Source organism: Cellulomonas sp. NS3, from assembly GCF_024757985.1.
Lineage (GTDB): Bacteria > Actinomycetota > Actinomycetes > Actinomycetales > Cellulomonadaceae > Cellulomonas_A.
The window spans coordinates 3,501,109-3,527,692 of the sequence record NZ_CP103289.1 but is presented as its reverse complement, the minus strand read 5'-3'; the positions used below and the strand labels follow the sequence as shown (position 1 = coordinate 3,527,692).

General features: G+C 74.7%; 27 protein-coding genes and 1 tRNA gene. 17 read left to right on the top strand and 11 right to left on the bottom strand.

Features of this window, described 5'->3' with window-relative positions; translation table 11 throughout:
• The first annotated feature begins 1 nt into the window (after position 1).
• The 10 genes from NXY84_RS16040 to NXY84_RS15995 all read left to right on the top strand — a co-directional run bounded on the left by NXY84_RS16040 (position 2) and on the right by NXY84_RS15995 (position 9,665).
• Positions 2-340, top strand: a complete 339-nt coding sequence (locus tag NXY84_RS16040; protein WP_258724045.1) for an NAD(P) transhydrogenase subunit alpha — start codon at positions 2-4, stop codon at positions 338-340.
• Positions 337-1,782, top strand: coding sequence for an NAD(P)(+) transhydrogenase (Re/Si-specific) subunit beta (locus NXY84_RS16035; protein WP_258724044.1), 1,446 nt, complete (start codon positions 337-339; stop codon positions 1,780-1,782). Before NXY84_RS16040 ends, NXY84_RS16035 begins: the two co-directional genes overlap by 4 nt.
• Before the next feature lie 205 nt (positions 1,783-1,987).
• A complete protein-coding gene (gene eno / locus NXY84_RS16030) occupies positions 1,988-3,271 on the top strand; it encodes a phosphopyruvate hydratase (RefSeq protein WP_258724043.1) in 1,284 nt (427 codons plus the stop codon).
• A 423-nt stretch (positions 3,272-3,694) separates the two neighbouring features.
• The gene (locus tag NXY84_RS16025; protein WP_258724042.1) at positions 3,695-4,210 is read left to right on the top strand and encodes an FtsB family cell division protein; all 516 of its coding nucleotides are present in this window, start codon (positions 3,695-3,697) and stop codon (positions 4,208-4,210) included.
• A 107-nt stretch (positions 4,211-4,317) separates the two neighbouring features.
• Entirely contained in the window at positions 4,318-4,827 is a 510-nt protein-coding gene (locus NXY84_RS16020) for a DUF501 domain-containing protein (RefSeq protein ID WP_258727246.1), read from the top strand.
• 42 nt (positions 4,828-4,869) lie between these two features.
• Entirely contained in the window at positions 4,870-5,823 is a 954-nt protein-coding gene (locus tag NXY84_RS16015) for an exopolyphosphatase (protein WP_258724041.1), read from the top strand.
• 297 nt (positions 5,824-6,120) lie between these two features.
• Positions 6,121-6,450 carry a PadR family transcriptional regulator gene (locus NXY84_RS16010; RefSeq protein WP_258724040.1) on the top strand — a complete coding sequence of 110 codons (330 nt, stop codon included), beginning with the start codon at positions 6,121-6,123 and terminating at the stop codon, positions 6,448-6,450.
• A complete protein-coding gene (locus tag NXY84_RS16005; RefSeq protein ID WP_258724039.1) occupies positions 6,447-7,655 on the top strand; it encodes an HAAS signaling domain-containing protein in 1,209 nt (402 codons plus the stop codon). Before NXY84_RS16010 ends, NXY84_RS16005 begins: the two co-directional genes overlap by 4 nt.
• Before the next feature lie 152 nt (positions 7,656-7,807).
• Entirely contained in the window at positions 7,808-9,421 is a 1,614-nt protein-coding gene (locus tag NXY84_RS16000) for an NAD(P)/FAD-dependent oxidoreductase (RefSeq protein ID WP_258724038.1), read from the top strand.
• A gap of 170 nt (positions 9,422-9,591) precedes the next feature.
• Positions 9,592-9,665: transfer RNA gene (locus tag NXY84_RS15995), tRNA-Leu, on the top strand.
• Between the two features lie 40 nt (positions 9,666-9,705).
• Here NXY84_RS15995 and NXY84_RS15990 read toward each other — a convergent pair.
• Positions 9,706-10,251 carry a carboxymuconolactone decarboxylase family protein gene (locus NXY84_RS15990; protein ID WP_258724037.1) on the bottom strand — a complete coding sequence of 182 codons (546 nt, stop codon included), beginning with the start codon at positions 10,249-10,251 and terminating at the stop codon, positions 9,706-9,708.
• A 137-nt stretch (positions 10,252-10,388) separates the two neighbouring features.
• On the opposite strand from NXY84_RS15990, the gene NXY84_RS15985 reads away from it, so the two are divergent.
• Positions 10,389-11,249, top strand: a complete 861-nt coding sequence (locus NXY84_RS15985; protein ID WP_258724036.1) for an AraC family transcriptional regulator — start codon at positions 10,389-10,391, stop codon at positions 11,247-11,249.
• A 67-nt stretch (positions 11,250-11,316) separates the two neighbouring features.
• Here the strand turns inward: NXY84_RS15985 and NXY84_RS15980 are convergent, their stop codons facing one another.
• The 7 genes from NXY84_RS15980 to NXY84_RS15950 all read right to left on the bottom strand — a co-directional run bounded on the left by NXY84_RS15980 (position 11,317) and on the right by NXY84_RS15950 (position 17,370).
• Complete coding sequence (locus tag NXY84_RS15980; protein WP_258724035.1) at positions 11,317-11,865, bottom strand: MarR family winged helix-turn-helix transcriptional regulator; 549 nt, start codon at positions 11,863-11,865, stop codon at positions 11,317-11,319.
• A 37-nt stretch (positions 11,866-11,902) separates the two neighbouring features.
• On the bottom strand, positions 11,903-12,328 hold the full coding sequence (locus tag NXY84_RS15975; RefSeq protein WP_258724034.1) for a PLD nuclease N-terminal domain-containing protein: 426 nt from the start codon (positions 12,326-12,328) through the stop codon (positions 11,903-11,905).
• Positions 12,329-12,541: 213 nt separating this feature from the next.
• Positions 12,542-13,435, bottom strand: coding sequence for a siderophore-interacting protein (locus tag NXY84_RS15970; RefSeq protein WP_258724033.1), 894 nt, complete (start codon positions 13,433-13,435; stop codon positions 12,542-12,544).
• Between the two features lie 170 nt (positions 13,436-13,605).
• Entirely contained in the window at positions 13,606-14,235 is a 630-nt protein-coding gene (locus NXY84_RS15965; protein WP_396126403.1) for a response regulator, read from the bottom strand.
• Positions 14,236-14,315: 80 nt separating this feature from the next.
• Positions 14,316-15,506 carry a sensor histidine kinase gene (locus NXY84_RS15960; RefSeq protein ID WP_258724031.1) on the bottom strand — a complete coding sequence of 397 codons (1,191 nt, stop codon included), beginning with the start codon at positions 15,504-15,506 and terminating at the stop codon, positions 14,316-14,318.
• Between the two features lie 59 nt (positions 15,507-15,565).
• Entirely contained in the window at positions 15,566-16,423 is an 858-nt protein-coding gene (locus NXY84_RS15955; RefSeq protein WP_258724030.1) for an ABC transporter permease subunit, read from the bottom strand.
• Entirely contained in the window at positions 16,420-17,370 is a 951-nt protein-coding gene (locus NXY84_RS15950; protein ID WP_258724029.1) for an ABC transporter ATP-binding protein, read from the bottom strand. Before NXY84_RS15950 ends, NXY84_RS15955 begins: the two co-directional genes overlap by 4 nt.
• Before the next feature lie 264 nt (positions 17,371-17,634).
• Here NXY84_RS15950 and NXY84_RS15945 point away from each other — a divergent pair, with 264 nt between their 5' ends.
• The 3 genes from NXY84_RS15945 (at position 17,635) to NXY84_RS15935 (ending at position 21,241) form a co-directional block, all read left to right on the top strand.
• Positions 17,635-18,474, top strand: coding sequence for a Bax inhibitor-1/YccA family protein (locus NXY84_RS15945; RefSeq protein WP_258724028.1), 840 nt, complete (start codon positions 17,635-17,637; stop codon positions 18,472-18,474).
• A gap of 172 nt (positions 18,475-18,646) precedes the next feature.
• Positions 18,647-20,053, top strand: a complete 1,407-nt coding sequence (locus NXY84_RS15940; RefSeq protein WP_258724027.1) for a cystathionine beta-synthase — start codon at positions 18,647-18,649, stop codon at positions 20,051-20,053.
• 198 nt (positions 20,054-20,251) lie between these two features.
• Positions 20,252-21,241, top strand: coding sequence for an acetylxylan esterase (locus tag NXY84_RS15935; RefSeq protein ID WP_258724026.1), 990 nt, complete (start codon positions 20,252-20,254; stop codon positions 21,239-21,241).
• Positions 21,242-21,275: 34 nt separating this feature from the next.
• Here the strand turns inward: NXY84_RS15935 and NXY84_RS15930 are convergent, their stop codons facing one another.
• Positions 21,276-22,796, bottom strand: a complete 1,521-nt coding sequence (locus NXY84_RS15930) for a hypothetical protein (protein ID WP_258724025.1) — start codon at positions 22,794-22,796, stop codon at positions 21,276-21,278.
• A 226-nt stretch (positions 22,797-23,022) separates the two neighbouring features.
• Between NXY84_RS15930 and NXY84_RS15925 the strand changes: the two genes are divergently transcribed.
• Positions 23,023-23,427, top strand: a complete 405-nt coding sequence (locus NXY84_RS15925) for an FKBP-type peptidyl-prolyl cis-trans isomerase (RefSeq protein WP_034632015.1) — start codon at positions 23,023-23,025, stop codon at positions 23,425-23,427.
• Positions 23,428-23,498: 71 nt separating this feature from the next.
• Here NXY84_RS15925 and NXY84_RS15920 read toward each other — a convergent pair whose 3' ends face one another.
• Positions 23,499-24,782, bottom strand: a complete 1,284-nt coding sequence (locus tag NXY84_RS15920; RefSeq protein WP_258724024.1) for an FAD-binding protein — start codon at positions 24,780-24,782, stop codon at positions 23,499-23,501.
• 36 nt (positions 24,783-24,818) lie between these two features.
• Between NXY84_RS15920 and NXY84_RS15915 the strand changes: the two genes are divergently transcribed.
• Together NXY84_RS15915 and NXY84_RS15910 are read left to right on the top strand one after the other, a co-directional pair.
• Positions 24,819-25,229 (top strand): SelT/SelW/SelH family protein, encoded by a 411-nt coding sequence (locus NXY84_RS15915; RefSeq protein WP_258724023.1) that lies wholly within the window; start codon positions 24,819-24,821, stop codon positions 25,227-25,229.
• A gap of 4 nt (positions 25,230-25,233) precedes the next feature.
• Positions 25,234-25,611, top strand: a complete 378-nt coding sequence (locus NXY84_RS15910; RefSeq protein WP_258724022.1) for a YchJ family protein — start codon at positions 25,234-25,236, stop codon at positions 25,609-25,611.
• 105 nt (positions 25,612-25,716) lie between these two features.
• On the opposite strand, the gene msrA is transcribed toward NXY84_RS15910, so the two are convergent.
• Positions 25,717-26,349 carry a peptide-methionine (S)-S-oxide reductase MsrA gene (gene msrA / locus NXY84_RS15905; RefSeq protein WP_258727245.1) on the bottom strand — a complete coding sequence of 211 codons (633 nt, stop codon included), beginning with the start codon at positions 26,347-26,349 and terminating at the stop codon, positions 25,717-25,719.
• Positions 26,350-26,584: the final 235 nt, after the last annotated feature.

Genomic DNA, 26,584 nt, shown 5'->3' with positions numbered 1-26,584 from the left:
GATGAGCGCCGAGCTGCTCAGCAACCTGGCCCTGTTCGTCCTCGCGCTGCTCGTCGGCTTCGAGGTCATCAGCAAGATCCCCGCCACGCTGCACACCCCGATGATGTCCGGCGCGAACTCGATCCACGGCGTCGTGCTCGTGGGCGCGATCCTCGTCGCGGCCGTCGCCGACGACCCGCTCGCGTACGTCCTGACCTTCGTCGCGGCCGCGTTCGCCGCGATGAACGTCGTCGGCGGCTATGTCGTGACCGACCGGATGCTCGAGATGTTCAAGGCCCGGCCCCGGCCGGCCGCAGCCGCGGCGGACGCCGCCCCGACCGAGGACGGAGCGGCGCGATGAGCGGCGAGGCGCTTCCCCTGCTGGACACCGTCGTGCGCGTCGTCTACCTCGGCGCCGCCGTGACGTTCGTGCTCGGCCTGCACCTCATGCGGTCCCCGGCGACCGCGCGGCGCGGCAACCTGCTCTCGGCGTCGGGCATGGCCGCGGCCGTGCTCGCGACCGTCGTCCTGCTGCTCGCGGGCGCCGGCGAGCACGGCGGGGTCGTCCCGCTCGCGGGTGTCGCGCTGCTGGCAGGGGCGGTCGTCGGGGCGCTCGGCGGGCTCGTCGGTGCGCGCCGCGTGCAGATGACGGCGATGCCGCAGCTCGTGTCGGTGTTCAACGCGGTGGGCGGCGGGGCGGCCGCGGTCGTCGCGATCGTCGACTTCCAGCGGCTGCACGGTGACGGCGCGCTGACCGCCGGGGTGTCCGTGCCCGTCGTGCTCGACGTGGTCATCGGCGCGGTCACGTTCTCCGGGTCGCTGGTCGCGGCGGGGAAGCTGCAGGGCTGGGTCTCGGGGGCGCCCCTCGCGTTCCCCGGCTCCCGGCTCGCGAGCATCGTGTCGGCCGCGGCGGCCGTCGTCGGCGGGGTCGTGGTCGTGGTGAGCCCGAGCGCGTGGCTGCTGTGGGTCGTCGTGCTCGCGGCGCTCGCCTTCGGGGTGCTCATGGTGCTGCCGATCGGCGGCGCCGACATGCCCGTCGTCGTCTCGCTGCTCAACGCCTTCACCGGGCTCGCCGTCGCGATGGCGGGCTTCGTCGTCGACAACCAGATCATGATCATCGCCGGAGCCCTCGTCGGGGCGAGCGGCGCGATCCTCACGCAGCAGATGGCCGAGGCGATGAACCGCTCGGTGCTCTCCATCATGGTCGGCGGGTTCGGGACGGGCGACACGCTCGCGGGCGGCGACACGGCCGCCGGCCTGCAGGGTCTCGAGGTGCGCCGCGTGGGAGCGGAGGACGTCGCGATCCAGCTCGCGTACGCCCGCAAGGTCATCATCGTCCCGGGCTACGGCCTCGCCGCCGCCCAGGCGCAGCGCGAGTGCGGCGAGCTCGGCCAGCTCCTCACCGACCGCGGCATCACCGTGTACTACGCGGTGCACCCCGTCGCGGGGCGCATGCCCGGGCACATGAACGTGCTGCTCGCCGAGGCCGACGTGCCCTACCCGCAGCTGCTCGAGATGGACGAGGTCAACCCGGAGTTCGAGACGGCCGACGTCGCGCTCGTCGTGGGAGCGAACGACGTCACGAACCCCGCGGCGCGCCGGCCGGGCAACGCGATCTCCGGGATGCCGATCCTCGACGTCGACCACGCCCGCTCGATCGTCGTGATCAAGCGCTCGCTCGGGCACGGGTACGCGGGGCTCGACAACGAGCTCTACGGCGACCCGAAGACGAGCATGCTGCTCGCGGACGCCAAGAAGGGCCTCGCGCAGATCCTCGCGGGGGTCAAGTCGTACGTCGGGTGACCCCGCGACGCGCGCCCTGATCGGCACCAGGCGCGTCGCTGTCCCGTCGAAACCCCGTCGAACCCCCGCCCGGACCCCTCCCGGCGGGGGTTCGACGCGTCCGACGAGGCCCCCGGGTGTCCACCCGTCAAAGGTCCCACCACGGGTCCGTCAGGACGGCACTAGGCTGAGGGAGCAAACCCACCCGTCTGTCGAAGGAGCACCCATGGCCAGCATCGAGGCCGTCGGCGCCCGCGAGATCCTGGATTCTCGCGGCAACCCCACTGTCGAGGTCGAGGTCGCTCTCGACGACGGCACCATCGCCCGCGCTGCCGTGCCCTCGGGTGCGTCCACCGGGGCGTTCGAGGCCGTCGAGCGCCGTGACGGCGTCAAGGACCGCTACCTGGGCAAGGGTGTCGAGGACGCGGTCAACGCCGTGATCGACGACATCGCGCCCGAGCTCATCGGCTTCGAGGCCACCGAGCAGCGCCTCGTCGACCAGGCCCTCATCGACCTGGACGGCACGCCCAACAAGGGCAAGCTCGGCGCCAACGCGATCCTCGGCGTCTCGCTCGCGGTCGCGAAGGCCGCGGCCGACTCGGTCGACCTGCCGCTCTTCCGCTACGTCGGCGGCCCGAACGCGCACGTCCTGCCGGTCCCGATGATGAACATCCTCAACGGTGGGTCGCACGCCGACTCCAACGTCGACATCCAGGAGTTCATGGTCGCGCCCATCGGCCAGGGCACGTTCCGTGAGGCGCTGCGCACCGGCACGGAGATCTACCACTCGCTCAAGTCGGTGCTCAAGAGCGAGGGCCTCGCGACGGGCCTCGGCGACGAGGGCGGCTTCGCCCCGAACCTGTCGAGCAACCGCGCGGCGCTCGACCTGATCATCACGGCCATCGAGAAGGCCGGCTTCGTCCCGGGCAAGGACGTCGGCCTCGCGCTCGACGTCGCCGCGACCGAGTTCTTCAAGGACGGCGCCTACCAGTTCGAGGGCAAGGCGACCGGCACCGACGAGATCATCGCGTACTACAAGCAGCTCGTCTCGGACTACCCGCTGGTCTCGATCGAGGACCCGCTGTCGGAGGACGAGTGGGACGCCTGGGCCCAGCTCATGCGCGAGGTCGGCGACAAGGTGCAGATCGTCGGCGACGACCTGTTCGTCACCAACCCGACGCGCCTGGCGAAGGGCATCGAGCTCCGCTCGGCGAACTCGCTGCTGGTCAAGCTGAACCAGATCGGCACGCTCACCGAGACGCTCGACGCCGTGACGCTCGCGCAGCGCAACGGCTTCACGACGATGACCTCGCACCGCTCCGGCGAGACCGAGGACACGACGATCGCCGACCTGTCCGTCGCGACGAACGCCGGCCAGATCAAGACGGGCGCCCCGGCGCGCGGCGAGCGGATCAACAAGTACAACCAGCTGCTCCGCATCGAGGAGGAGCTGGACGACGCCGGCCGCTACGCCGGCGCGAGCGCGTTCCCGCGCTGGAAGCAGGCCTGAGCCCTGCGCCTGAGGCGGCAGCGCGCGTGAGCGCCTGACGCCGCGGCACCCGGAGGCCGGCGACCCACGTGGTCGCCGGCCTCCGGCGTGCCGGGACCCGGCACGTCCGGCGTCGGCTCGTCTCCCACGGACGGGTGACGGACACGGCGAGCGGCCCGCCTGCGGTGCGTGCAGCCCGGCCCGGGGCACAATCGACACATGTCCCCGCGCCGCCCTGCCTCGCCCAGCCCGGGCAAGGGCGCCGGTCCGCGGGCCGGGGGAGCCGCGTCGCGCCCCAGCGGCCCGCGCACGGGGGCGAACCGCGTCGTGAGCGGACGCCCACCCGTGCCGCGCACCGGGTCGACTCCCGTCGCGCCGCGCGCGGCGACCCGCCCGTCCGGCGCGCGTCCTGCGTCGCGCGGTGCGTCCACGCCGCCCCGCGGGGTGCCCCGCACGGAGAGCGTCCAGGTGCGCGTGCCGCGGCTGTTCACGGTGCGCGTCATGGTGCTCGGCGTCGTGAGCCTGCTCGCGTTCATCCTCGTCTTCCCGACCCTGCGCTCCTACCTCGCGCAGCGCGTCGAGCTCGAGCAGCTGCACGTCAAGGTCGCCGAGGCGCGTCAGCGCAACGAGGACCTCGAGGCGGACCTCGCGCGGTGGGACGACGAGCAGTACGTGATCGCGCAGGCGCGCGACCGGCTCGCGTTCGTGCTGCCGGGCGAGACGGCCTACCGCGTGCGCGACCCGGAGGTCGTGCCCGAGCCGACCGCTCCCGAGATCCCGGCGCAGGGCAGCGGGCCGGTGCTCGGCGACGACTCGACGCAGCCCTGGTACTCGGTGGTGTGGGACTCGGTGCGGATCGCCGGGGAGGCCGCGCTCGAGCCGGAGGCGGACGGGGAGCAGCCCGCGCCGGGGGACAATGGGCAGGCGCCGGCCGGCGACGAGCCGGCCCCGACCCCCTGACCACCGACCCTCGCCGAGCGGGGGCGAGCCCGAACGGACGTCCCGTGAGCGAGAACCCCGTCGCCGGCACCGTCGACCCGAGCGACGTCCCGCCTCCCGCCGCGGACGTGCCGCGTGCGCGCGCCGACGCGCCGGAGGTGTCCGAGGCCGACGTCGCGGTGCTCGCCGAGCAGCTCGGCCGCCCGCCGCGCGGGGTCGTCGGCATCGCGGCGCGCTGCGTGTGCGGGCGCCCGCTCGTCGTGCGGACCGCGCCGCGCCTGGACGACGGCACGCCGTTCCCGACGACGTACTACCTGACCTGCCCGCCGGCGGTCGCGGCCGTCTCCACGCTCGAGGCGAGCGGCCTGATGAAGGAGCTGACGGCGCGCCTCACGGAGGACGACGAGCTCGCGCGCGCCTACCGCGGCGCGCACGAGGCGTACCTGCGCGACCGGGAGGCGCTCGGCGAGGTGCCCGAGATCGCGGGCGTCTCCGCCGGCGGCATGCCGACCCGGGTGAAGTGCCTGCACGTCCTCGTCGGGCACGCGCTCGCGGCCGGGCCGGGCGTCAACCCGGTCGGCGACGAGGTGCTCGTGATGCTCCGCGACGTGTGGCGTCCCGACCGCTGCACCTGCTGAGCGGGCGCGGCGCTCGGCGGCGTCGGGTGCGAGGATGCCGCCATGACGCGTGTGGCAGCCATCGACTGCGGGACCAACTCGATCCGACTCCTCGTCGCGGACGTCGACGTCGAGGCGGGGACCCTCACGGACCTCGACCGCCGCATGGAGGTCGTCCGCCTCGGCCAGGGGGTCGACCGCACGGGCCGGATCGCCCCGGAGGCGCTCGCGCGCACGCTCGACGCGGCCCGGCGCTACGGCGCGGTGTGCGACGGGCTCGGTGTCGAGCGGATCCGCTTCGTGGCGACGTCGGCATCGCGCGACGCAGAGAACCGCGCGGACTTCGTCGACGGCGTGCGTGACGCGCTGGGCGTCGAGCCGGAGGTCGTCGAGGGCGAGGAGGAGGCGGCCCTGTCGTTCCGCGGGGCGACGGGCGTGCTCGCGGGCCTGCACCCGGGACCGTTCCTCGTCGTCGACCTCGGCGGCGGCTCGACCGAGCTCGTGCTCGGGACCGACGCTCCCGAGGCCGCGTACTCGATGGACGTGGGCTGCGTCCGGCTCACGGAGCGCCACCTGCGCAGCGACCCCCCGACGGGCGCCGAGGTCGCGGCGGCGCGGGCCGACGTCGCGGCCGCGCTCGACGTCGCCGCGGGCGTCGTCCCGCTCGGCAAGGCGGTCACCCTCGTCGGCCTCGCCGGCTCGGTGACGACCGTGACCGCCCACGCGCTCGGCCTGCCCGCGTACGACCCCGCCCGGATCGATGGGTCGGTGCTGCCGATCGACCAGGTCCTCGCGGCGTGCGACGACCTGCTCGCGCGCGACCGGGCGTCGCGGGCGGCGCTCGGGTTCATGCACCCGGGCCGGGTCGACGTCATCGGCGCCGGGGCGCTCGTGTGGCACGACGTGGTCGCCCGCGTGCGCGACGACGTCGCGGCGGCCGGGGGAGAGCTCACGCACGTGGTGACCTCCGAGCACGACATCCTCGACGGCATCGCGTGGAGCGCCGCGGAGCGCTGACCGGCGCCGAGTCGCCCAGGCGCTGAGCACCCGGGCCGACCTCCGGGGGCCTCGGCCTGCGCGGGACCGCGCGCCGGGAGCCGGCTGTGCGGGAGCGGTGTGGCCGGGAGCCGGCTGCGCGGGGGCCGTGCGCCGGGAGCGGGCTGAGCCCGAGCCGTCTGCCCGGAGCGCGGTCGCCGGGCCCCCGCCGGAGCCCGACACGCCCGAGGTAGCGCATCGTGGCCGGTACCGCGCAGTCTGGAGTACTGTGCCGACTGCGGGAGCGGGACGCCCGCCTCGCGACCGGGAAGGACGGCGATGGACACGACGCAGCTGCTCAAGGGGGTCCTCGACGTCGCGGTGCTCGCCGTCGTCGCCGAGGAGGACGGCTACGGCTACGACGTCGTCCGCCGGCTGCGCGCCGCGGGGCTCGAGGAGGTGGGCGACGCGTCGGTGTACGGGACGCTGCGCCGGCTCTACTCGTCGGGCGCGCTGACGTCCTACGTCGTGCCGAGCGACGAGGGCCCGCACCGCAAGTACTACGGCATCAACGCTCAGGGCCGGGCGATGCTCGACGCGCAGCGCAAGGACTGGCACGAGTTCGCGCGGACCATGTCGCGCCTGCTCACGACGGAGGGTGTGCGATGAGCACCAGCACGGGGACCCACGCGGCTGACGTCGCCGGCTACGCGGCGGCGGTGCGCCGCCATCTCGCGGGGCTCACGACCGAGCAGGTCGACGACCTGACGGACGGCCTCGAGGCCGACCTCGCCGACGCGCTCGCCGACCACGACGCGCGCGGAGCGGGGGTGGGCGCCGCCGAGCACGACCTCGTCGCGCGGTTCGGCGACCCGCGGGCGTACGCCGCCGAGCTGCGCACGTCCGCGGGCCTGCCCGAGCCCGGTGCGCCGGTCGGTCCCGTGCGCCAGGCGCTCGTGGGTCCGGGGCGGTTCGCGCGCGAGCAGGTCGACCGCGCCCTCGCGGTGCTGCGCCCGCAGCCGTGGTGGGACCCGTTCGAGGAGTTCGCCCGCAGCGTGCGGCCGCTCGCGTGGTTCGCCCGCGCGTGGGTGCTCTACCAGGTCCTGCGCGGGGTCCTCACGGGGTCGGAGCTCGTGTGGATGCCCCGGTCGTTCGGCGGCTGGGTCGCGCTCGCCGCGCTGACCGTGGTGAGCGTGCAGTGGGGCCGCGGGTTGTGGCAGCCCGGTGCCGCCGGCCGGTGGGTCCGCGGGGCGGCGACGGTCGTCGCCGTGCTCGCCGCCCTCCCCGTGGTCGGCACCGTGAGCGCGGACACCGAGCGCGTCCATGTCGTCTACGAGACCCAGACGCTGCCGGGCGTGACCGTGCCGCAGGACGGCGTCGTGGTCGACGGCATGCCGGTGAGCAACCTGTTCGTGTACGACGCGCAGGGCAACCCGCTCGGCGACGTCCAGATCTACGACGACCGCGGCCGTGCCGTGCGCACCACGTTCGACGACGGCGAGGCCGAGTGGGCGCTGCCCGGCGTGCGCGAGCCGTGGTCCTTCGTGCCGGTCGCGGACGTCGACGGGCGCCAGCGCTGGAACGTCTTCCCGCTCACCGGGGCTCCGAGCAGCGAGTTCGAGTGGGACGAGGAGGAGGGGCACGTGCTCGCCGGTGACAGCCGCACGCCGCCGCTGCCGTTCGCCAAGGCGCCGTCCCTCGTGCTGCCCGGGGCCGACGACGGCGCGCCGGGGACCGCGACCCGGTCGACCCCGGAGCCGTCGCCCACGGCGCCGCCCGCTCCCGACGCGGGCGACGGCGCGGTCCGGACCCCCGTCGGGACCGCCGCCGGTCCCGACCCCACGGCCGCCGGCGAGCGCCCGGCGCAGCCCTGACGCACGGGGCGGCCGCGCGACCGGGGAGCTGACGTGCGGTGCCGTCGAACGCGCCCCGAGGGTGCCCCGAGCGGTCCGCACGACCGGGCGCTGTGCCCAGGATCACGGGCCGCGCGCTCGCTGCGGCCAACGGGCGGCGTTACCGTGATTCCATGTCTCAGGATGCCTCGACCACGGTGGACAGCGGGCCTCGCACAGGCCCCGACAGCGCCCACACGGGGCAGCGCGGGAAGCCCCGCAAGGTCCCCCGCGTCGTCGTCCTCGGCGGCGGCACCGTCGGCCTGTACGCGGCCCGCCGGCTGCGCAAGCGGCTCGGCAAGCGCGAGGCGGCCATCGTCGTCGTCGACCCGCGTCCCTACATGACCTACGCGCCGTTCCTGCCCGAGGCCGCGGCCGGCAGCATCGACCCGCGCAACGTCGTCGCACCCCACCGCCGCGCCTTCAAGCACGTCGACGTGCTGCAGGGCAAGGTCACGGAGATCCGGCACGCGGACCGCACCGTGCAGATCACCCCGGCCGAGGGCGACTCGTACTGGATCACGTACGACCACCTCGTCGTCGGCCTCGGCTCGGTCGCGCGCACGCTGCCCATCCCCGGGCTCGCGGACGAGGCCATCGGCTTCAAGAACGTCGAGGAGGCCATCGCGGTCCGCAACCACGTCCTCGGCCGAATCGACCTCGCGGCGAGCACGTGGGACCCGGACCTGCGCAAGAAGATGCTCACGTTCACGTTCGTCGGCGGTGGGTTCGCCGGAGTCGAGGCGCTCGCCGAGGTCGAGGACATGGCGCGCGCGGCCGTCCGGTACTACGGCGCGATCGAGCAGGAGGAGCTGCGGTTCGTGCTCGTCGAGGGCTCGCCGCGCATCCTCCCCGAGGTCAGCGAAGAGCTCGGCGTCTACACGCTCGAGCAGCTCCGCAAGCGCGACATCGAGATCTACCTCTCGACGTTCCTGAGCTCGTGCGTCGACGGCCACGTGGTCCTCTCGGACGGCACCGAGTTCGACTCGGAGACCATCGTGTGGACCGCGGGCGTCAAGGCGAACCCGGTGCTGCAGAACTCGGACCTCCCGCTCGACAAGATGGGCCGCGTCATCTGCCTGCCGACGCTCCAGGTGGCCGACGCCGAGGGGAACGTCATCCCCGACGCGTACGCCGCCGGCGACTGTGCCGCGGTGCCCGACCTGTACAACCCGGGCAACTTCTGCCCGCCGAACGCCCAGCACGCGCTGCGTGAGGGCAACCACCTCGGCGACAACCTCGCCCGCGTGCTGAGCTCGGCGCCCGTGACCGAGTACAAGCACCGCAACGTCGGCGCGGTCGCGTCGCTCGGCATGTACAAGGGCGTCGCCCAGATGTTCGGCAAGGTCAAGGTGCGCGGCTTCCCGGCCTGGGTGCTGCACCGCACGTACCACGTGTTCGCGATGCCGACCGTGAACCGCAAGATTCGCATCATGGCCGGGTGGACGGGGTCGCTCCTGCTGCGCCGTGAGGTCGTCGCGCTCGGCGCGCTGCAGGACCCGCGAGCCGAGTTCAAGGCGGCGTCCGCGCCGCCCAAGCCGAAGGCGGGCGGCGCCGAGGGCGGCAACGCGGCCACGAAGCGCGACTCCTCGCCCGAGCACGCGGCGGACACCGGTGGGCCAGACGCTGCCGCGGTGACGTCGGCAGGCCGGGCGGACGAGAACCCGCCCGGGGCGGCGTCGGCGCTCACGACGGCCGGCTCGCCCGCGTCCGACCCCGCGGGGACGGGCGATCCGAAGAAGGCCTGACGCGGCAGGCGCAGTGCCGAGACCTCCGCACCCGGCACGGGTGCGGAGGTCTCGTGCGTCCGGCCTCGCGCTGCTCCGGTCCGACGGGCGTGCGGCGGCCGGCCGGCCCGGCGACCGCGTGCCGGTGTCCGCCTGACCGCGCGCCCCGGCTGGCAGGATGGGCGCGCACGGCCCCCGTAGCCCAACCGGCAGAGGCAACCGGCTTAAACCCGGTCCAGTGCGGGTTCGAACCCCGCCGGGGGCACCGGCACCTGCCCGGCCCCTGCCCGGCGCCCGCGACCGGGTCAGCCCGCGCGGCGCAGCCCGACCACGGGGAAGTCGACGGGCACGGCGAGCGCGATGTTCACGTAGTTCGTGAACAGGTTGAGCGCGACGTGCGCGAGGACCTCGACGACCTGCTCGTCGCCCCAGCCCTGGTCGCGGACGGCCTGGACGTCCTCGGCGGTGACCTGACCGCGCAGGTCCACGACCGTGAGCGCGAAGCGCAGCAGCGCCGCGGTGCGGGGGTCGTCGGAGTCGCCGTCCTGCGCGGCGGCCAGCTCCTCGCGCGTCACGCCGGCCTTGCGGCCGAGCGCGGTGTGCGCGGCGAGGCAGTACTCGCACGCGTTGCGGTTCGCGACGGCGACCGCGATCTGCTCGCCGACGGCCGCGCCGAGCGTGCCGCCCGCGAGCGCCCCGAACGAGCCCCACAGGCTGGTGAGCGCGGCGGGGGACTGCGCGACGGCCCGGAACATCGTGGGCACGGTGCCGAAGGCGTCGTAGATCTCGTCGAGCTGGGCGCGGACGGTGCCGGTCGCGGACTCGCGGGTGACGAGGGGGACGTGCGACATGGTCTTCTCCTGGGTCATGGGTGCGGGTGCCGCTGCCCGGTCCGGGTGGCGACGTGCTCCCAGGTTGCCGCCCCCGCCAGGACGAAAAGCCACAGATGCTCCGCGATACGTACCGGATCGTCTGAGAGACTGGACCTGTGCCTCCCCTCGACCGGCTCTCGCCTCTGCTCGAACGCTTCCGCGTGCGGACGCGGCTGTTCCACGCGGGCCCGCTGTGCGGCGTCACGACGTTCGCCGCCCAGCCGGGTCGCGGGTTCCTGCACGTGCTGCGCGACGGCGAGATGGACCTGACGCACCAGGGACCCGGCGGGCGGCTCGAGACCGTGCACGTCGACCGCCCGAGCCTGCTGCTCTACCCCCGGCCCCTCGAGCACGCCTTCCGCACGGCGCCCACCGAGGGGGCCGACTTCGCGTGCGCGACGCTCGACTTCGACGGCGGCGAGACGCACCCGCTCGTCCGGACCCTGCCGCCCGTGCTGGTGATCCCGCTCGACGCGGTCCCGGGGCTCGGCACCGCGCTGGACCTGCTGTTCGCCGAGGTCGACGCCGTGCGCTGCGGCAGCCGCGTCGTCGCGGACCGGCTGTTCGAGGTCGTCCTGGTGCAGCTATTCCGCTGGCTGCTCGACCACACCGGCGAGCTCGCGCTGCCCGCGGGCCTCCTGCCCGGGCTGGCCGACGAGCGCCTCGCCCGTACGCTCGTCGCCGTGCACGAGACCCCGGGTGGGCCCTGGACGCTCGCGACGATGGCGCGCGAGGCGACCATGTCGCGCAGCGCGTTCGCCGCGCGGTTCCGCGAGACGGTCGGGCAGCCGCCCGCCGAGTACCTGACGCGCTGGCGGCTCACCGTCGCGCAGGACCGGCTCCGCGCGGGTGCCTCGGTCGCGGCCGTCGCCGCGGAGCTCGGGTACGCGAGCCCGCCGTCGTTCTCGCGGGCGTTCACCCAGGTGCTCGGCTGCTCCCCGCGCGCCTGGCTCACCGCCGCGAGGGACGCTGCCTGACCGTCACGGTCGGCGCGCGCGCTGCGAGCGAGCCGGCGGGCCGACGTGCGACCGCCCGGCGCGGCCCTCAGCGCGCGGACGCGTCCGGGGCCGGCTCCGACGGGAACGTCGACCCGGGGTCGACGCGGCTCATCACGGCGGCGCCGATCGCGCGCAGCTGCTCGAGCTGGTCCGGGGTCAGGGCGTCGATGACGAGCCGGCGGGCCTCCTCGACGTGGCCGGGCGCGCTCCCGACGATCTTGGCGAACCCCTCGTCCGTCAGGGTCGCGTTCGTCGCGCGGGCGTCGACCGTCGAGCGCTCCCGGCGGATGAAGCCGGCCCGCTCGAGCCGCTTGGCGACGTGCGAGAGGCGGGAGAGCGAGCCGTTGGTCAGCTGTGCCAGCTGGCTCATCCGGAGCGTCCGGTCGGGCTGCTCGGAGAGCATCGCGAGCACCATGTACTCGTAGAACGACAGCCCCGCGTCGCGCTGGAGCTGGGCGTCGAGCGCGCCCGGCAGCGTGATCGTCATGGCCGAGAGCGCGAGCCACGCGCCGCGCTCGGAGGGCGTCAGCCAGCGCGGCTCACCCGTCGATCGCTCGCCGGCGTCCTCGTTCGTGGGGTCCTGCGGCTCGCTCACGGGGTCCTTCCGAGGCTGGTCACGGCCGTCGCCGTGCTCACGGTCGTGCGGGCGGCGCGTCCGGGTGGCCCGGGTCCGCGGACGGCGGGGTGTCGTCGAAGCGCTGCTCACGCGCCCGCAGGTCCGCCTCCCAGTCGCGCAGCATGCGCTCGTGCTTCTCGTCGGACCTCCGCACGCTCGCGAGGAACTCCGGGTCGTCGTCCGGAGCGACCGGGCGCGGCCGCTCGTACTCGGGGAAGCCGGCGGTCGCGGTGCTCGGCCACGGGACGTGGCGGGACCGGGCGCTGCGCTCGGGGCGCCCGGCGACGAGCCACGCGATCGCGCCCACGATCGGCACGACGACGATGAGCAGGATCCACAGCGGCTTGGGCAGGTTGCGCACGAGCGCCGAGTCGGTCTGGATGCAGTCGATCAGGCAGTAGACGAGCAGTGCCAGCTCGAGCAGGTACGGCAGGTAACGCACGACGGCCCTTTCCCACGACGCGACGACGCGTCCGTGCGGGAGCGCCAGGAGCACCGTAGGGGAGCGGGTGGTGCGCTGTCAGGCGCCTGGGCCTGCGGTGACGCCGGATCACCCGGAGGCACGCACGACGGGCCGCGTCGGTGGCCGGCCGGTGCGCTGCGCGCCGGTGCCCAGGGCCTGGCCGGGCGCCGGGCCGGCCGCGGCCGCTCGGGCTCAGTCGAGACCCGCGGCCTGCTCGGCCTCCTCGATCGACCGCGCCCAGTCCTTCTTGGTCGCGCGCCAGTCTTCGTCGGCGGCGCCGAGGCGCCAGTACCCCGAGATCGACAGGCCCGTGCGCGGGAGCCCGCGCTCGGCCCGCAGATGGTGACGGAGCTCCTTCACGGTGCCCGCCTCGCCGTGCACGAACGCGTCGACCCGGCCGTCCGGCCACGCGAGGTCGCGCACCGCCTCGACGAGGCGCAGCCCGACGACGCCCGAGCCCTGGTGCACCCACCGGAGCCGGACGCCGGCGGGTGCGGTCAGCGGGAGCTCGTCGCCCGGGCCGTGCACCTCGAGGATCGCGTCACCGACCGCGTCGGGGCACTCGGCGGCGAGCCGCTCGAGCACCACGGCGACCGCGGGGAGGGCGCTCGCGTCGCCGACGAGCAGGTAGCGGTCGGCCGCCGGGTCGGGGCTGTACGCGCCGCCGGGCCCGAGGAGCAGGACCTCGTCGCCGGGCCGGGCGGACGCGGCCCACGGACCGGCGACCCCCTCGTCGCCGTGCACGACGACGTCGATCGTGAGCTCGGCCGAGGCCGCGTCGAAGGCCCGCACCGTGTAGGCGCGCACGCGGGGCTGCTGGTCGGCAGGGAGCGAGGCCCGCAGGGCGTCGAGGTCGACCCGGCCGTCGGGCCGCTCGGTCATTGCGGCGAGCGCGGCCGGCGGCACGAACACGACCTTGACGTAGGAGTCGGCGTGCGTCGGCGCGTCGACGACCCGCATGCCCGGCCCGCCGAGGACCACCCGGACCAGCTGCTCGGCGACGCGCTCGGTCCGCAGCACCGCGGCGCGCACCGGCGCCGGGCGGGCGCGGGTCGCGGGGGCTGCGGGCGTGGGGGCGTCGGGCATGCGGGTTCCTCGTCTCTGCCGCGGCGGGTGCGGGGCCGTCGGCACGGGCGAGCCTAGGCGCTCGACCTGTGCGGCCGCGGCCCCGAGCCGCGCGACCGCCGCCCCGAGCTGCGCGGCCCGGTACGACGCGCGGCCTGCCCGGCGCGCGACCTGCGGTGCGCGCGACCGGCTCAGCGCCCGACGAGCCCCGACTCGTAGGCGAGCACGACCGCCTGCACGCGGTCGCGCACGCCGAGCTTCGCGAGGATCCGGCCGACGTGCGTCTTGACCGTCGCCTCGGAGAGGTAGAGGCGCAGCGCGATCTCGTTGTTCGAGAGCCCCTCGGCGACCGCCCCGAGCACCTCGGCCTCGCGCGCCGTGAGCTGCGCGAGCAGCGCGTGCGCCGGGTGGGGCTCGGGCGGCTGCTGTCCCGCGGCGGGCAGCGCGTCGGAGAACATCTCGAGCATGCGGCGCGTGATGCGCGGCGAGACCACCGCGTCGCCGGTCGCGACGGCGCGGATCGCCGAGACGAGCTCGGCCGGGCGCGCGTCCTTGAGCATGAAGCCGCTGGCCCCTGCCCGCAGCGCCGCGAACGCGTACTCGTCGAGGTCGAACGTCGTGAGGATCAGCACGCGCGTGCAGGCACCCGAGGCCACGACCCGCTCGGTCGCCTCGATGCCGTTGAGGCCCGGCATGCGCACGTCCATGAGGACGACGTCGGGGGTCAGCTGTGCCGTCAGCCGCACCGCCTCGAGCCCGTCCCCGGCCTCGCCGACGACCTCGAGGTCGTCCTCCGCCTCGAGCACGAGCCGGAAGCCCATGCGCAGCAGCGCCTGGTCGTCCGCGAGCAGGACGCGCGTGCGCCCCGGGCTCGTCGGGGTGCCGTCCGTACGACCGTCGCTCACGTGCTCTCCTCGTCCCAGTGCAGTGCCGTGCGGACCCGCCAGCCCGCGCCCGACGGGCCCGCCTCGACGGTCCCGCCGTAGATGGCGGCGCGCTCGCGCATCCCGATGATGCCGCGACCGCTGCCCGGGGTGGGCGGTGGCCCGCCCGGGTGCGCGACGCCGCCGTCGTCCGTGACCTCGATCTCGACCGTCCCGTCCGTGCGGGTGACGCGCGCCTCGACGTGCCCCGAGCCGCGCGTGTGGCGCAGCGCGTTCGTGAGCGCCTCCTGCACGATCCGGTAGACCGCGAGCTGCAGGCCCGTGTCGTTCGGCAGGGCGGCGCCCGACACGGTCAGGTGCACGGGCAGCCCGGCACGACGGTAGCCCTCCACGAGCGCGGCGAGGTCCGTGCCGCCCGGCGGCGGGCCGTACGACGCGTCGTCGTCGCGCAGCACGCCCAGCACGCGCCGCATGTCCGTGAGCGCGGCACGCCCGGTCTCGGAGACCTGCGTGATGGCCGCCTGCGCGCTCGCGGGTGAGCGGGGGACGGCCGCCGCGGCCCCGTCGGCGAGCGCGATCATGACGGAGAGGCTGTGCGCGACGACGTCGTGCATCTCGCGCGCGATCCGGGCCCGCTCCTCGGCGGTCGCGAGCTGTGCGCGCTGCTCGGCCTCCCGGGCCAGGGCGTGCCCGCGCTCGACGATCGCCCGGCCGTGCAGCCGGCGGTTGCGGACCCCGACCCCGGTGGCGGTGCCGACGAGCACGACCAGCGCGAGCCCGGTGATCTCGACGCCGTGCGTCGGCGGGGGCGCCCACAGGAGCGTCGCCGCGCTCAGCAGCAGGGTCGGCACGACGACCGCGACCCACGCCTGGCGCGGCGTGCGCTGCGTCGCGACGGCGTACAGCGCGAGACCGAGCCCGACGTCGAAGCCGTTGAGCCCGCCGTGCAGAGCGACCGACGCGAGCCCCAGGGCGGTCACGGCACCCGCCGACCACAGCGGCACCCGCCGACGCACGAGCACCGCGCCCGTCCCCGCGAGCGCGAGGAGCAGCGCGGGAGCCGAGGGCCAGTGCGCGGAGGCGCCCGCGAACGCGGGGACGGCGAAGAACGCCGCGACGAGGCAGTCCGTCGCGACGGGGTTCCGGCGCAGCCACCGCCGCACCGGGCCGACGGGCCGCGCGTCGAGCTCGTCGAGCAGCAGCGGCACGCCGGCGGGCGCCGCCCCGGGACCCTCCTCCCGGTGCGGCGCCCACGGCGCGGGTTCGCTCAGGCGTCCCTCCGACGCACGAGCACCGCGGCGGCGACGAGGATGACCACGCCCCACGCCAGGAGGACCCCGAAGCCCTGCCACGGGGTGAGCTGCGGCGCGTCCGACATCTGCGCCGTCATGTCCATGAACTGCTGCGACGCCGTGAGACGCTGCCCGGCGGTGCCGGGGAGGAACGGCGCGGTGTTGCGGAAGAAGTCCGTCGGGATCGCCGAGAACACCGTCTCGATGACGAGCAGCAGCCCGAGGACCGTGGCCAGGGCCGCCGCGGAGTGCCGGAGCAGCGCGCCGAGCGCGAACGCGAACAGCGCGATGGCCGTGAGGTACAGCGGCGCGCCGAGCAGGATGCGCTGCGTCTCGGCGGAGCCGAGGTCGATCGCGTGCTCGTCGCCCAGCACCGGCCGGGTCACGAGCCACGTCAGGGCCGTCGCGACCGCGCCGGTGAGGAACGACACGACGAGGACCACGAGCAGCTTGGCGGTCAGCACGGGCAGCCGCGCGGGTGCGGCGGCGAACGTCGAGCGGATCATCCCGGTCGAGTACTCGCCCGTGATGGTCAGCACCGCGAGCACCACGATCGCGAGCTGGCCGAAGTACACGCCCGGCGTCAGCAGGAAGCTGGCGTCCATGGGCGGGGCACCGTTGGCCTGCGCGTCGTCCTGCGTCGAGAAGAAGGCGACGAGGAAGCTGATGCCGACGAACGCGAGGACCGTCAGCGGCAGGATCCAGTAGGTGGACCGGACGGTCCAGAGCTTGATCCACTCGGACCGCACCAGGTGCGGGAACGACAGGTGGGCGCGGACGGCGCGCGGCGGCGCGGTCGGGGCGGCGCTCGTCGGCTTGGTCAGGGTGCTCATCGGGCCTGCTCCTGGGCTGCTGCGCTGACGGTGGACGCGCCGGCCGCGACCGAGTGGTACTCGACCTGGTCGGCGGTGAGCTGCATGTAGGCGTCCTCGAGCGAGCCGCTCAGGGGGGTGAGCTCGTGCAGCACGAGCCGATTCGTGGCGGCGGTCTCGCCGATGACCTCGGCCGACGCGCCGGTGATCTCGAGCAGGCCCGGCTCCGTCGTCGTGACGATGACGTCGGCGCTGCGCAGCAGCTCGACGAGCTGGGTCGCGTGCGGGCTGCGGACGCGCACCGTCGTGCTCGTGGCACGGGCGATGACGTCCTGGACGGGTGCGTCGGCGATGATCTGGCCGCGCCCGATGACGAGGAGGTGGTCGGCGGTGAGGGCCATCTCGCTCATGAGGTGCGAGGAGAGGAACACCGTGCGGCCCTCGGACGCGAGGTAGCGCACGAGGTTGCGGACCCAGAGCACGCCCTCGGGGTCGAGGCCGTTGACGGGCTCGTCGAGGATGAGCGTGCGCGGGTCGCCGAGCAGCGCCGACGCGATGCCGAGCCGCTGGCCCATGCCGAGCGAGAAGCCGCCGACCCGCTTCTTGGCGACGGTCTGCAGGCCGGTCATCTCGATGACCTCCTGCACGCGGGCCTTGCCGATGCCGTGGGTCGCACCGAGCGCCGCCAGGTGGTTCGCGGCCGAGCGGCCCGTGTGGACGGCCTTCGCCTCGAGCAGCGCGCCGACCTCGACGAGGGGCGAGCGGTGCTGGGCGTAGGGCTTGCCGTTCACGGTGACGGTGCCCTGCGTCGGGCGGTCGAGCCCGACGATCATCCGCATCGTCGTCGACTTCCCGGCGCCGTTGGGGCCGAGGAAGCCGGTCACCTTCCCGGGCTGGACGGTGAAGCTGATGCCGTCCACGGCGGTCTTCGGCCCGTACCGCTTGGTCAGGCCGTGTGCCTCGATCATGTGACGTCCTCGTGAGAGCAGCAGGGGGTGGGTGGACTCCTCGAACGTAGGCCGGGGCGGTGGTGCCCCGGAACGTCCTTGAGTCTCATCCTTCTCCGCCCTGGGGATACGCCGTAAGGAGGACAACCCCCCAACGGACCCTGGGGTGACCCTGAGACCACCCCCGAGAAGTGGGGGAGAGATACCCCGGGAGACGCGGGAACGATGCCGACCGCGCGAGCGTTGCGTACGGTAGAACCGGCCGCCAGCGACCAGGAGGAAGCCGTGAGCAACCCCGTCTTCAACAACAGCGACATATTCGGCGACCCGCGCAAGCGTGGTCGTCAGCGTGGCGGGACCGCGGTCCAGCCCGGACAGGCCGCCGGCTACGGCGCCGCGGGGGCGCAGACCATCGACGCCGCGAGCCTCGACTCGATGTACCAGGCGCCGGCGGCGACGACCGCGCAGACCGGCCGGATGACCTACGACGACGTCATCGTCAAGACCGGCGGGCTGCTCGCGCTGCTCGTCGTCGTCGCGGCGGCGACGTACGCGTTCGCGCCGGGCCTGTGGATCATCGGCATGGTCGTCGGGCTCGTGCTCGGCCTCGTGAACGCGTTCCGGCGCAACCCGAGCCCGGTCCTCATCGCGGCGTACGCGGTCGCCGAGGGCGTGTTCGTCGGTGGCATCAGCAAGTTCTACGAGGACGCGTTCGGCGGCGGGCTCGTCCCGCAGGCCGTGCTCGCGACCGTCGCGGTCTTCGCGAGCGCGCTCGTGCTGTTCCGCTCGGGCAAGGTCCGCGTGACCCCGAAGTTCACGCGCTTCCTGATCATCGGGATGGTCGGGTACCTCGCGTTCTCGGTGCTGAACCTGGTGCTGTCGTTCGTGTTCCCGAGCGAGATGTTCGGCCCGCTGCGCGGCGGCGTCCTCGGCGTGGTCGTCGGCCTCGTGGCCGTGGGCCTCGCGGCGATGTCGCTCATCATGGACTTCGACTCGATCAAGCGCGGCGTCGAGCAGGGCGTCCCCGCGAAGTTCGCGTGGGCCGCGGCGTTCGGCCTGATTGTCACGCTCGTCTGGCTCTACCTCGAGCTGCTGCGTCTCCTCGCGATCCTGCGGGGCGACTGACCTCGGTGCCCGCGGCTCACCCCCGCGGACGCACCCGCTGACTGCAGGACCGACCGCCCGGATGCGATGATCGCTCCGGGCGGTCGTTGCGTGAGGCGACCACCCGCGCCCTTCCCGCGCCTCGCGGCCGACCGTCGCGCGCGCCCCTTCCCACCTCCCGGAGCACCCCGCCGTGAAGTACGCGCAGCACATCTCCGAGCTCGTCGGGCACACCCCGCTCGTGAAGCTCTCCTCGGTGACCGACGGCCTCGCCGCGACGGTCCTCGCGAAGGTCGAGTACCTCAACCCCGGCGGGTCCGTGAAGGACCGCATCGCGCTCAAGATGGTCGAGGCCGCGGAGGCGAGCGGCGAGCTGCGTCCGGGCGGGACGATCGTCGAGCCGACGAGCGGGAACACGGGCGTCGGGCTCGCGCTCGTCGCCCAGCGCAAGGGCTACCGCTGCGTGTTCGTGTGCCCCGACAAGGTCTCGCAGGACAAGCGCGACGTGCTGCGCGCGTACGGCGCCGAGGTGGTCGTGACCCCGACGGCGGTCGCGCCGGACCACCCGGACTCCTACTACTCGGTCTCGGACCGGCTGACGCTCGAGATCGAGGGCGCCTGGAAGCCGAACCAGTACGCCAACCAGAACGGCCCGCTGAGCCACTACGAGTCGACGGGCCCCGAGATCTGGGCCGACACCGACGGGCGCGTCACGCACGCGGTGCTCGGCGTCGGTACGGGCGGCACGATCAGCGGCACCGGGCGGTTCCTCAAGGAGGCCTCCGCCGACCGCGCGCCCGAGGACGGCGGACGGGTGCGCATCGTCGGCGCCGACCCTGCGGGCTCGGTGTACTCGGGCGGCGACGGGCGGCCCTACCTCGTCGAGGGCGTCGGGGAGGACTTCTGGCCGACCGCGTACGACCCGTCCGTGCCCGACGAGATCATCGCGGTCTCCGACGCCGACTCGTTCGCGATGACCCGGCGCCTCGCCCGCGAGGAGGGTCTGCTCGTCGGCGGCTCGTGCGGCATGGCCGTCGTCGCGGCGCTCCGGCTCGCGCGCCGGCTGCAGGACGAGGACCCCGAGGCGGCGGCGAAGGCCGTGATCGTCGTGCTGCTGCCCGACGGCGGGCGCGGGTACCTGTCGAAGATCTTCAACGACTCGTGGATGCGCTCGTACGGGTTCCTGTCCTCCGAGCAGGGCGCGACGGTCGCGGACGTGCTGCGCAGCAAGGGCGGCGAGCTGCCCGCGCTCGTGCACACCCACCCGAACGAGACGGTCCGCGACGCGATCTCGATCCTGCACGAGTACGGCGTCTCGCAGATGCCGGTCGTCGGCGCCGAGCCGCCCGTCAAGATCGGCGAGGTCGCCGGGTCCGTCAGCGAGCGCGGGCTGCTCGACGCGGTGTTCTCCGGGGCGGCGACGCTCGCGGACCGCGTCGACCGGCACATGGCGTCGCCCTTGCCGCTGATCGGCTCGGGCGAGGGCGTGGAGGACGCCCGCAAGGCCCTGCAGGCGGCCGACGCGCTCATGGTCGTCGACGACGGGCAGCCCGTGGGCGTGCTCACGCGGCACGACCTGCTGGGGTTCCTCGCGCGCTGAGCCGTCCGCGGCCGTCGGTCGCCCCGTCGCTCACACACACACACGCACGCCGCCCGCCCGCCCGGGCCGGCGACCCGTCGGTCGCCTGCGCCGGGTGGGCGCCGTCGTGTGACACGCTGCTGCCCGGCCGCCGCGGGCTCGCCCCGCCGGCCCGACCGCCGGACGACGCGCCCTGGCGCACACCCCCGAGGAGCGACGATGCCCCTGTTCGACCTGCCGCTCGCCGAGCTCGAGACCTACCGCCCCGAGCTCGACGAGCCGACCGACCTCGACGCGTTCTGGGCGGCGACCCTCGCCGAGACCCGCACGCACGACCTCGCCGTCGAGGTCACGCCGGTCGACGCAGGGCTGACGCTCATCGAGACCTCGGAGGTCACGTTCGCGGGCTTCGGCGGGCACCCCGTCAAAGGCTGGCTCTCGCGGCCGGCGGGCGCCGAGGGCCCGCTCCCGGCGGTCGTGCAGTTCATCGGGTACGGGGGCGGGCGCGGGTTCGCGCACGAGCGGCTGCAGTGGGCCGCCGCCGGCTACGCCTACCTGCTCATGGACACGCGCGGGCAGGGCAGCAAGTGGGGCAACGGCGGGCACACGCCCGACCCCGTCGGCTCGGGCCCGGCCGTCCCCGGGTTCATGACCCGCGGGATTCTCGACCCCGCGGACCACTACTACCGCCGCGTCGTCGCCGACGGGGTCCGCGCGGTCGAGGCCGCCCGGTCGCTGCCGTTCGTCGACCCCGAGCGCGTCACCGTCGCGGGCGCGAGCCAGGGCGGCGGGCTCGCCCTGGGCGTCGCGGGGCTGGTCGACGGCCTGCTCGCGGTGATGCCGGACGTGCCGTTCCTGTGCCACTTCCGGCGCGCCGTGCAGATCACCGGCTCCGACCCGTACGGCGAGATCACCAACTACCTCGCGGTGCACCGGGGCGCCGAGGAGCAGGTGTTCCGCACGCTGTCCTACCTCGACGGCGTGCACCTCGGCCGCCGCGCGAGCGCCCCGACGCTGTTCTCGGTCGCGCTCATGGACACGGTCTGCCCGCCGTCGACCGTGTACGCCGCCTACAACTGGTACGGCGAGCGCGCCGGGGTCACCGACAAGCAGATCGAGGTCTACGGGTACAACAACCACGAGGGCGGCGAGGGGTACCAGCTCGCGCGCCAGCTGCAGTGGCTGAACGCGCGGTCCGGGGTGCGCTGACGCCGCGACCGACGTGCGGTGCGGCTCGCTCGCCTCAGAGGTAGAAGCCGGACCGGGGCGCCCGGTCGGGCGCGCTCGGAGGTGCGGGCACGGGGACTGCCGGGACCGTCCCCCGCAGGGCGACGTACGAGCCGCCACGCCCGATCGGTCCACCGAGCCAGGGTGTGCCGGTCGTGGGGCACCAGCCGAGCCGCGCGTCCGTGCCCAGGCGTCGAGCGACCTCGACGGGACCTTCGGCGTCGGGCCACGCCCGCAGGTGACGCTCGAGGTACGCCTCGGCCAGCTCGCCCACGAGGCTCACGTCGCTCCAGCAGCGACACCGGTCCGCCGTCGCGACGACGTCCCGTATGCGGGCCGCTCCGGCGCGTCGGCGCGCGCGGACCTTGAGCCGGCGGTGCCCGGCCCGCGCGGCGAGCACGGCCAGGACCGGGAGGCCGACGATCGCGGTGAGCCAGACGACGACGTCGCGCGACGTGCTGGGGCCGAGGGCTTGCGTCAGCGCGTCCGCGCCGGTGAGCGCCGCCGCGAGCCCGGCCGCGAAGCCCGCGATCCCGGCGAGGCCGTACCACCCCGTCGGGCTCGCGCTCTCGTGCTCGACGGCTCCTGTGCCCGCGTCGAAGCGAAGCCCGCGCAGGCCGCGCAGCACCTGGCTGTCCACCCGGCCCAGACCGGGCAGCGGCACGTAGGTCGTCCACAGCCGGCTCGCACCGGTCGCCAGGAGCATCCCGATCGCGCCGAGCGGCACCAGGAGCAGGCTGAACGTCCAGGCAGCGACCACGAGGACCGTGTGGCGCCGCATCGCCCGCGCGGGGGTCACCTCGGCCAGCGCCTCGGTCAGCGCTGGCTGCGGGCGCTGGCTGCGGGTGACCGCCTCGAGCAGCAGTCGCGCTCCCTCGTCGTCGTCGAGGGAACGGAGGTCGGCGACCGCGAGGAGCACCGGGCCGGGGTCGACCGCGGCGTCGGGCTCGAGCGTCGCCAGGTTCTCGCGCTGCGTCCACACGACCTGGATCGCGGTGCCAGAGTCGAGCGGGTCGCGTCGGTGCACCTCACGGGCGGCGAGGTGGCCGACCGTGAGCGGCGTGACGACGCCGTGGCGGATCGCGAGGTCGTGCCACGCGTCCCCGGCCAGCTCAAGGTTCCCGGAGTGCTGCGCGGCCGCTGCGAGGAGGTACCCGACCGCGACGGCACCCTGAGCATCACCCGCCCGACCACGCAGCGTGAGGAGAGCGTGCAGGGAGGGGGCGTGCCCGGCGGCGGCCTGCACCGTCACGAGCACCGCCTCGGGCCAGCTGCGGGGCCCCTCCGGCCCGGCGCTCGTCACCCCGACGGACGCGAGCTGCGCGCGAGCACCGTCGAGGTCGCCCGTGAGCAGCAGCAGCCGGGCGCGCGCGACCGCGACCGCTTCTCGGTCGGCGGCGACCGGTGCCGTCGCGAGCAGCCGGATCGCGAGGCCGAGCTCGTCGAGCGCGCCAGCGCGTCCTGCCCAGTCGAGCCAGGTCGTGTCGAGTGCCGGCGCGGTGCTCGACACGGCGAGACCGGGGAGGGGCGTGCTCATACCGGGTCCATCGGCCGGTGCGAGGGCGACCTTGACGCGTCGCCCGGGTGCCGGTGCGGTGCGCTGCGACGGCTTCGCGGACCCTGAGCGGGTCGACGGAGCGCACGGCCGTGAGCTCGCGGCGTCGAGGCTTCACCCCGTCCACCAGACGTCCCCGGCGCGCACGACGCGGGGGCGAGCGGCGAGGATGGGTCGCGTACCGACATCAAGGCGAGGAGATCCACCCATGACCGCACAGCTGCCCCAGGCCTCGGGCTCGTTCGGCGAGAAGCCCACGCTGACGTTCCCCGAGGGCCCGGCACCCGCCGAGCTCGAGGTCCAGGTGCTCAGCCGTGGCGACGGCGCTCTCGTCGAGGCGGGCGACGACCTCGTCGTGCACTACCTCGGCCAGACGTGGAACGGGCACGTGTTCGACAACTCGTACGACCGGGGCTCGTCGATCAACTTCCCGATCGGCGTCGGCGCCGTCATCGCCGGGTGGGACGAGGGGCTCGTCGGGCAGCAGATCGGCTCGCGCGTGCTGCTCTCGATCCCGCCGCACCAGGGTTACGGCGACCGCGGCGTGCCGCAGGCCGGCATCAAGGGCGGCGACACGCTCGTCTTCGTTGTGGACGTCGTCGGCGTCAACTGACACCCGTCCGAGAGAGGGGCCGCGACACCTCGGTGTCGCGGCCCCTCTCGTGCGCCCGGCGGGTCGCAGGCTCAGCCGAGCAGGACGTGCCGCTCGAGGAACGGCCCGCGGAACACCCCGCCCGGGTCGCTGCGCGCGACGAGCGCCCGGAAGTGGTCCATCCGCGGGTAGAGGCGCGCGAGGTCACGGCCGGTGTCGGCGAAGATCTTGCCCCAGTGCGGCCGCGCCTCGAACGGCGCGAGCGCCTCCTCGATCGCCGGCAGCAGCGCCTCGACCTCGGCCTGCCGCTGGAGCCACGTGAAGTGCAGGCCGATGCGCGGCCCGCCGTGCGCGGTCGACAGCCACAGGTCGTCCGCGCCGATCGTGCGGATCTCGGAGACCTGCAGCAGCGGGGCGATGCGGTCGCTCAGCCCGCGCAGCGCCCCGATCGCGCCGACGGCGTGCTCACGCGGCACGAGATACTCCGACTGCAGCTCGTCGCCGTTGCTCGGGGTGTACCGGAGCCGGAAGTGCGGCAGCCGGTCGTGCCACGGGCCCGGGACGCCGAGCTGGTCGGTGCAGTTGACCGGGTCGATCCCGGGCAGCGGGTGCAGCTTGACCGGCGAGGGCGCCGCCCCGAACAGCTCCGTGCGCAGCTCGTGCCGCTCGCCCGGGACCACGCGGCTCTTGCGCCACACCTGCTGCACGGCGTCCCCGGTCCAGTCCACGAACAGGCTCACGCTGTCCGCCGACGACGTGACCGCGTCGAGGTTCGCGAGCGCGGCGTCCCACGGCAGCCCGGTGTGCACCTCCTGCGCGACGTCGTAGGTGGGCTCCACCTCGAGCGTGAGCCGCACGACGACGCCGAGCGCCCCGAGCGACACGACCGCACCCGGGAAGTCGGCGTCCGCCCTGGTCAGGGTCCGCAGCTCCCCGTCGGCGCCGACGAGCTCGAGCCCGACGACCGCCGTCGCGAGGTTCGCCGACGTGTCGCCCGAGCCGTGGGTCGCCGTCGCGACCGCGCCCGCGACCGAGATGTGGGGGAGCGAGGCCAGGTTGTGCAGCGCCCAGCCCCGCGCGTGCAGGTGCTCGGCGAGCGTCCCGTACCGCGTCCCGCCCGAGACCGTCACCGTCCGTGCCGCCTCGTCGAGCTCGATCGTCGGCTCGAGCCGCTCGAGCGACACGAGCCCGCCGGTCGTGTCGGCGAGGTCCTGGAAGCAGTGCCGTGTGCCGATGGCCCGCACCCGGCCGGCCTCGCCGCCGCGCGCCGCCGCCACCACCTCCTGCACCTGCTCGACCGTCTCCGGCCGGTGCACCTCGGCCGCCTGGAACGTGTAGTTGCCGGACCAGTTCCGCAGGGTCTCCGTCGTCGCCATGCCCCGATCATCGCAAGCGTGCGCGAGACTGGCGCCATGAGCACGGACGCCGCCCTCCCGCGCGTGACGATCACCTACTGCACGCAGTGCCGGTGGCTGCTGCGTGCCGCGTGGTTCGCGCAGGAGCTGCTCACGACGTTCCACCGCGAGCTCGGCGAGGTCGCGCTGCGGCCCGCGACGGGCGGGGTGTTCACGGTCGAGGTCGACGGGGAGATGCTCTGGGACCGGTCCGAGCGCCGCGGCTTCCCCGAGATCACGGTGCTCAAGCAGCTCGTGCGCGACCGCGTCGCCCCCGACAAGCCGCTCGGGCACTCGGACGCCAGGGCCGCGGCCGCGGCGCCCGACGCCGCGCCGCAGGACGGAGCCGCGGACGACGACGAGCCGGCGGACGACCTGCCCGCCGACGACCTGCCCGCCGACGACGCGCTCGCCGCCGACGGGGGCTGAGCCCGTGCCGACCCGCTGCCCGTGCCTGAGCGGCCTGACGTACGACGAGTGCTGCGGTCCGCTGCACCGCGGCGAGCGGGCCGCGTCGACCGCCGAGCAGCTCATGCGCTCGCGGTACAGCGCCTACGCGGTGCGCGACGCGGAGTACGTGCGCCGGACCTGGCACGCGAGCGGGCGCCCGCCCACGCTCGACCTCGACGACGGCACGCGCTGGTACCGGCTCGACGTGCTCGGGTCGACCGGCGGGGGGCCCGGCGACACGCACGGGACCGTCGAGTTCCGGGCGTTCTACCGCTCGGTCGACGGCGCCGGGTCGCTGCACGAGGTCAGCCGGTTCGTGCGCGACCGCGGCGCCTGGGTGTACCTCGACGCGCTGGGCTGAGCCCGGAGCCCGGAGCCCGGAGCCCGGAGCCCGCACCCGCCGCCCGGACGCACGACGGCCCGGCCCTCGGGGGGACCGGGCCGTCGTCGCCGGCTCAGGCCGTCGTCACGGGACCGGGCACGCGACCCCGGTCGAGTGCACCGGGCAGTACCCGTTCGGCACCTTGTGCAGGTACTGCTGGTGGTAGTCCTCGGCGTAGTAGAACGTCCCGGCGCCGCCCTCGCCGTCGACCGGGCGGACCTCCGTGGTGATCTCGCCGTAGCCGTTGCGCCGCAGCTCCGGCTCGTACAGCGCGCGGGTCGTCGCCGCGGCCTCCGCCTGCTCCGGGGTCGTCGTGAAGACCGCCGAGCGGTACTGGGTGCCGACGTCGTTGCCCTGGCGGTAGCCCTGGGTCGGGTCGTGCAGCGTCCAGAACGTGCGCAGCAGCTCCGTGGTGGGCAGCACCGCGGGGTCGTACGCGACGAGGACGGTCTCGGTGTGCCCGGTCAGGCCGGTGCACGTCTCCTCGTACGTCGGGAACGGCGTGATGCCGCCCTGGTAGCCCGCGGCGGTCGTCACGACGCCGGGCAGGTTCCACATCTCCTTCTCGGCTCCCCAAAAGCAGCCGAGCGCGAGGTAGATCACCTGCGTGCCCTCGGGCCACGGGCCGCGCAGCGGGGTGCCGAGCACCGCGTGCGTCGCGGGGACGGAGTAGGGGTAGTCGTCGCGGCCGGGCAGCGCACGCTCCGGCGTCACCATCTGGGACTTGAGGGCCGATCCGAACAGCCAGCTCACAGGGGGTCCACCTCTCGTCGGGTCGACGCGCCGGCGCCTGCTGGGTGCGGGTGCACCGTGCGTCGCCAGGCACAACGGTCCGGCGGGGTGCGTCTGTTCCCGCCCCGCGTCCCGCCCCGCGCACCGTCCGTCGCCCCGTCCCGCGCGCGTCGCCCCGGAGCGCGTCCACCGCGTGCGGACCCGGTGCACGGCCTAGCCT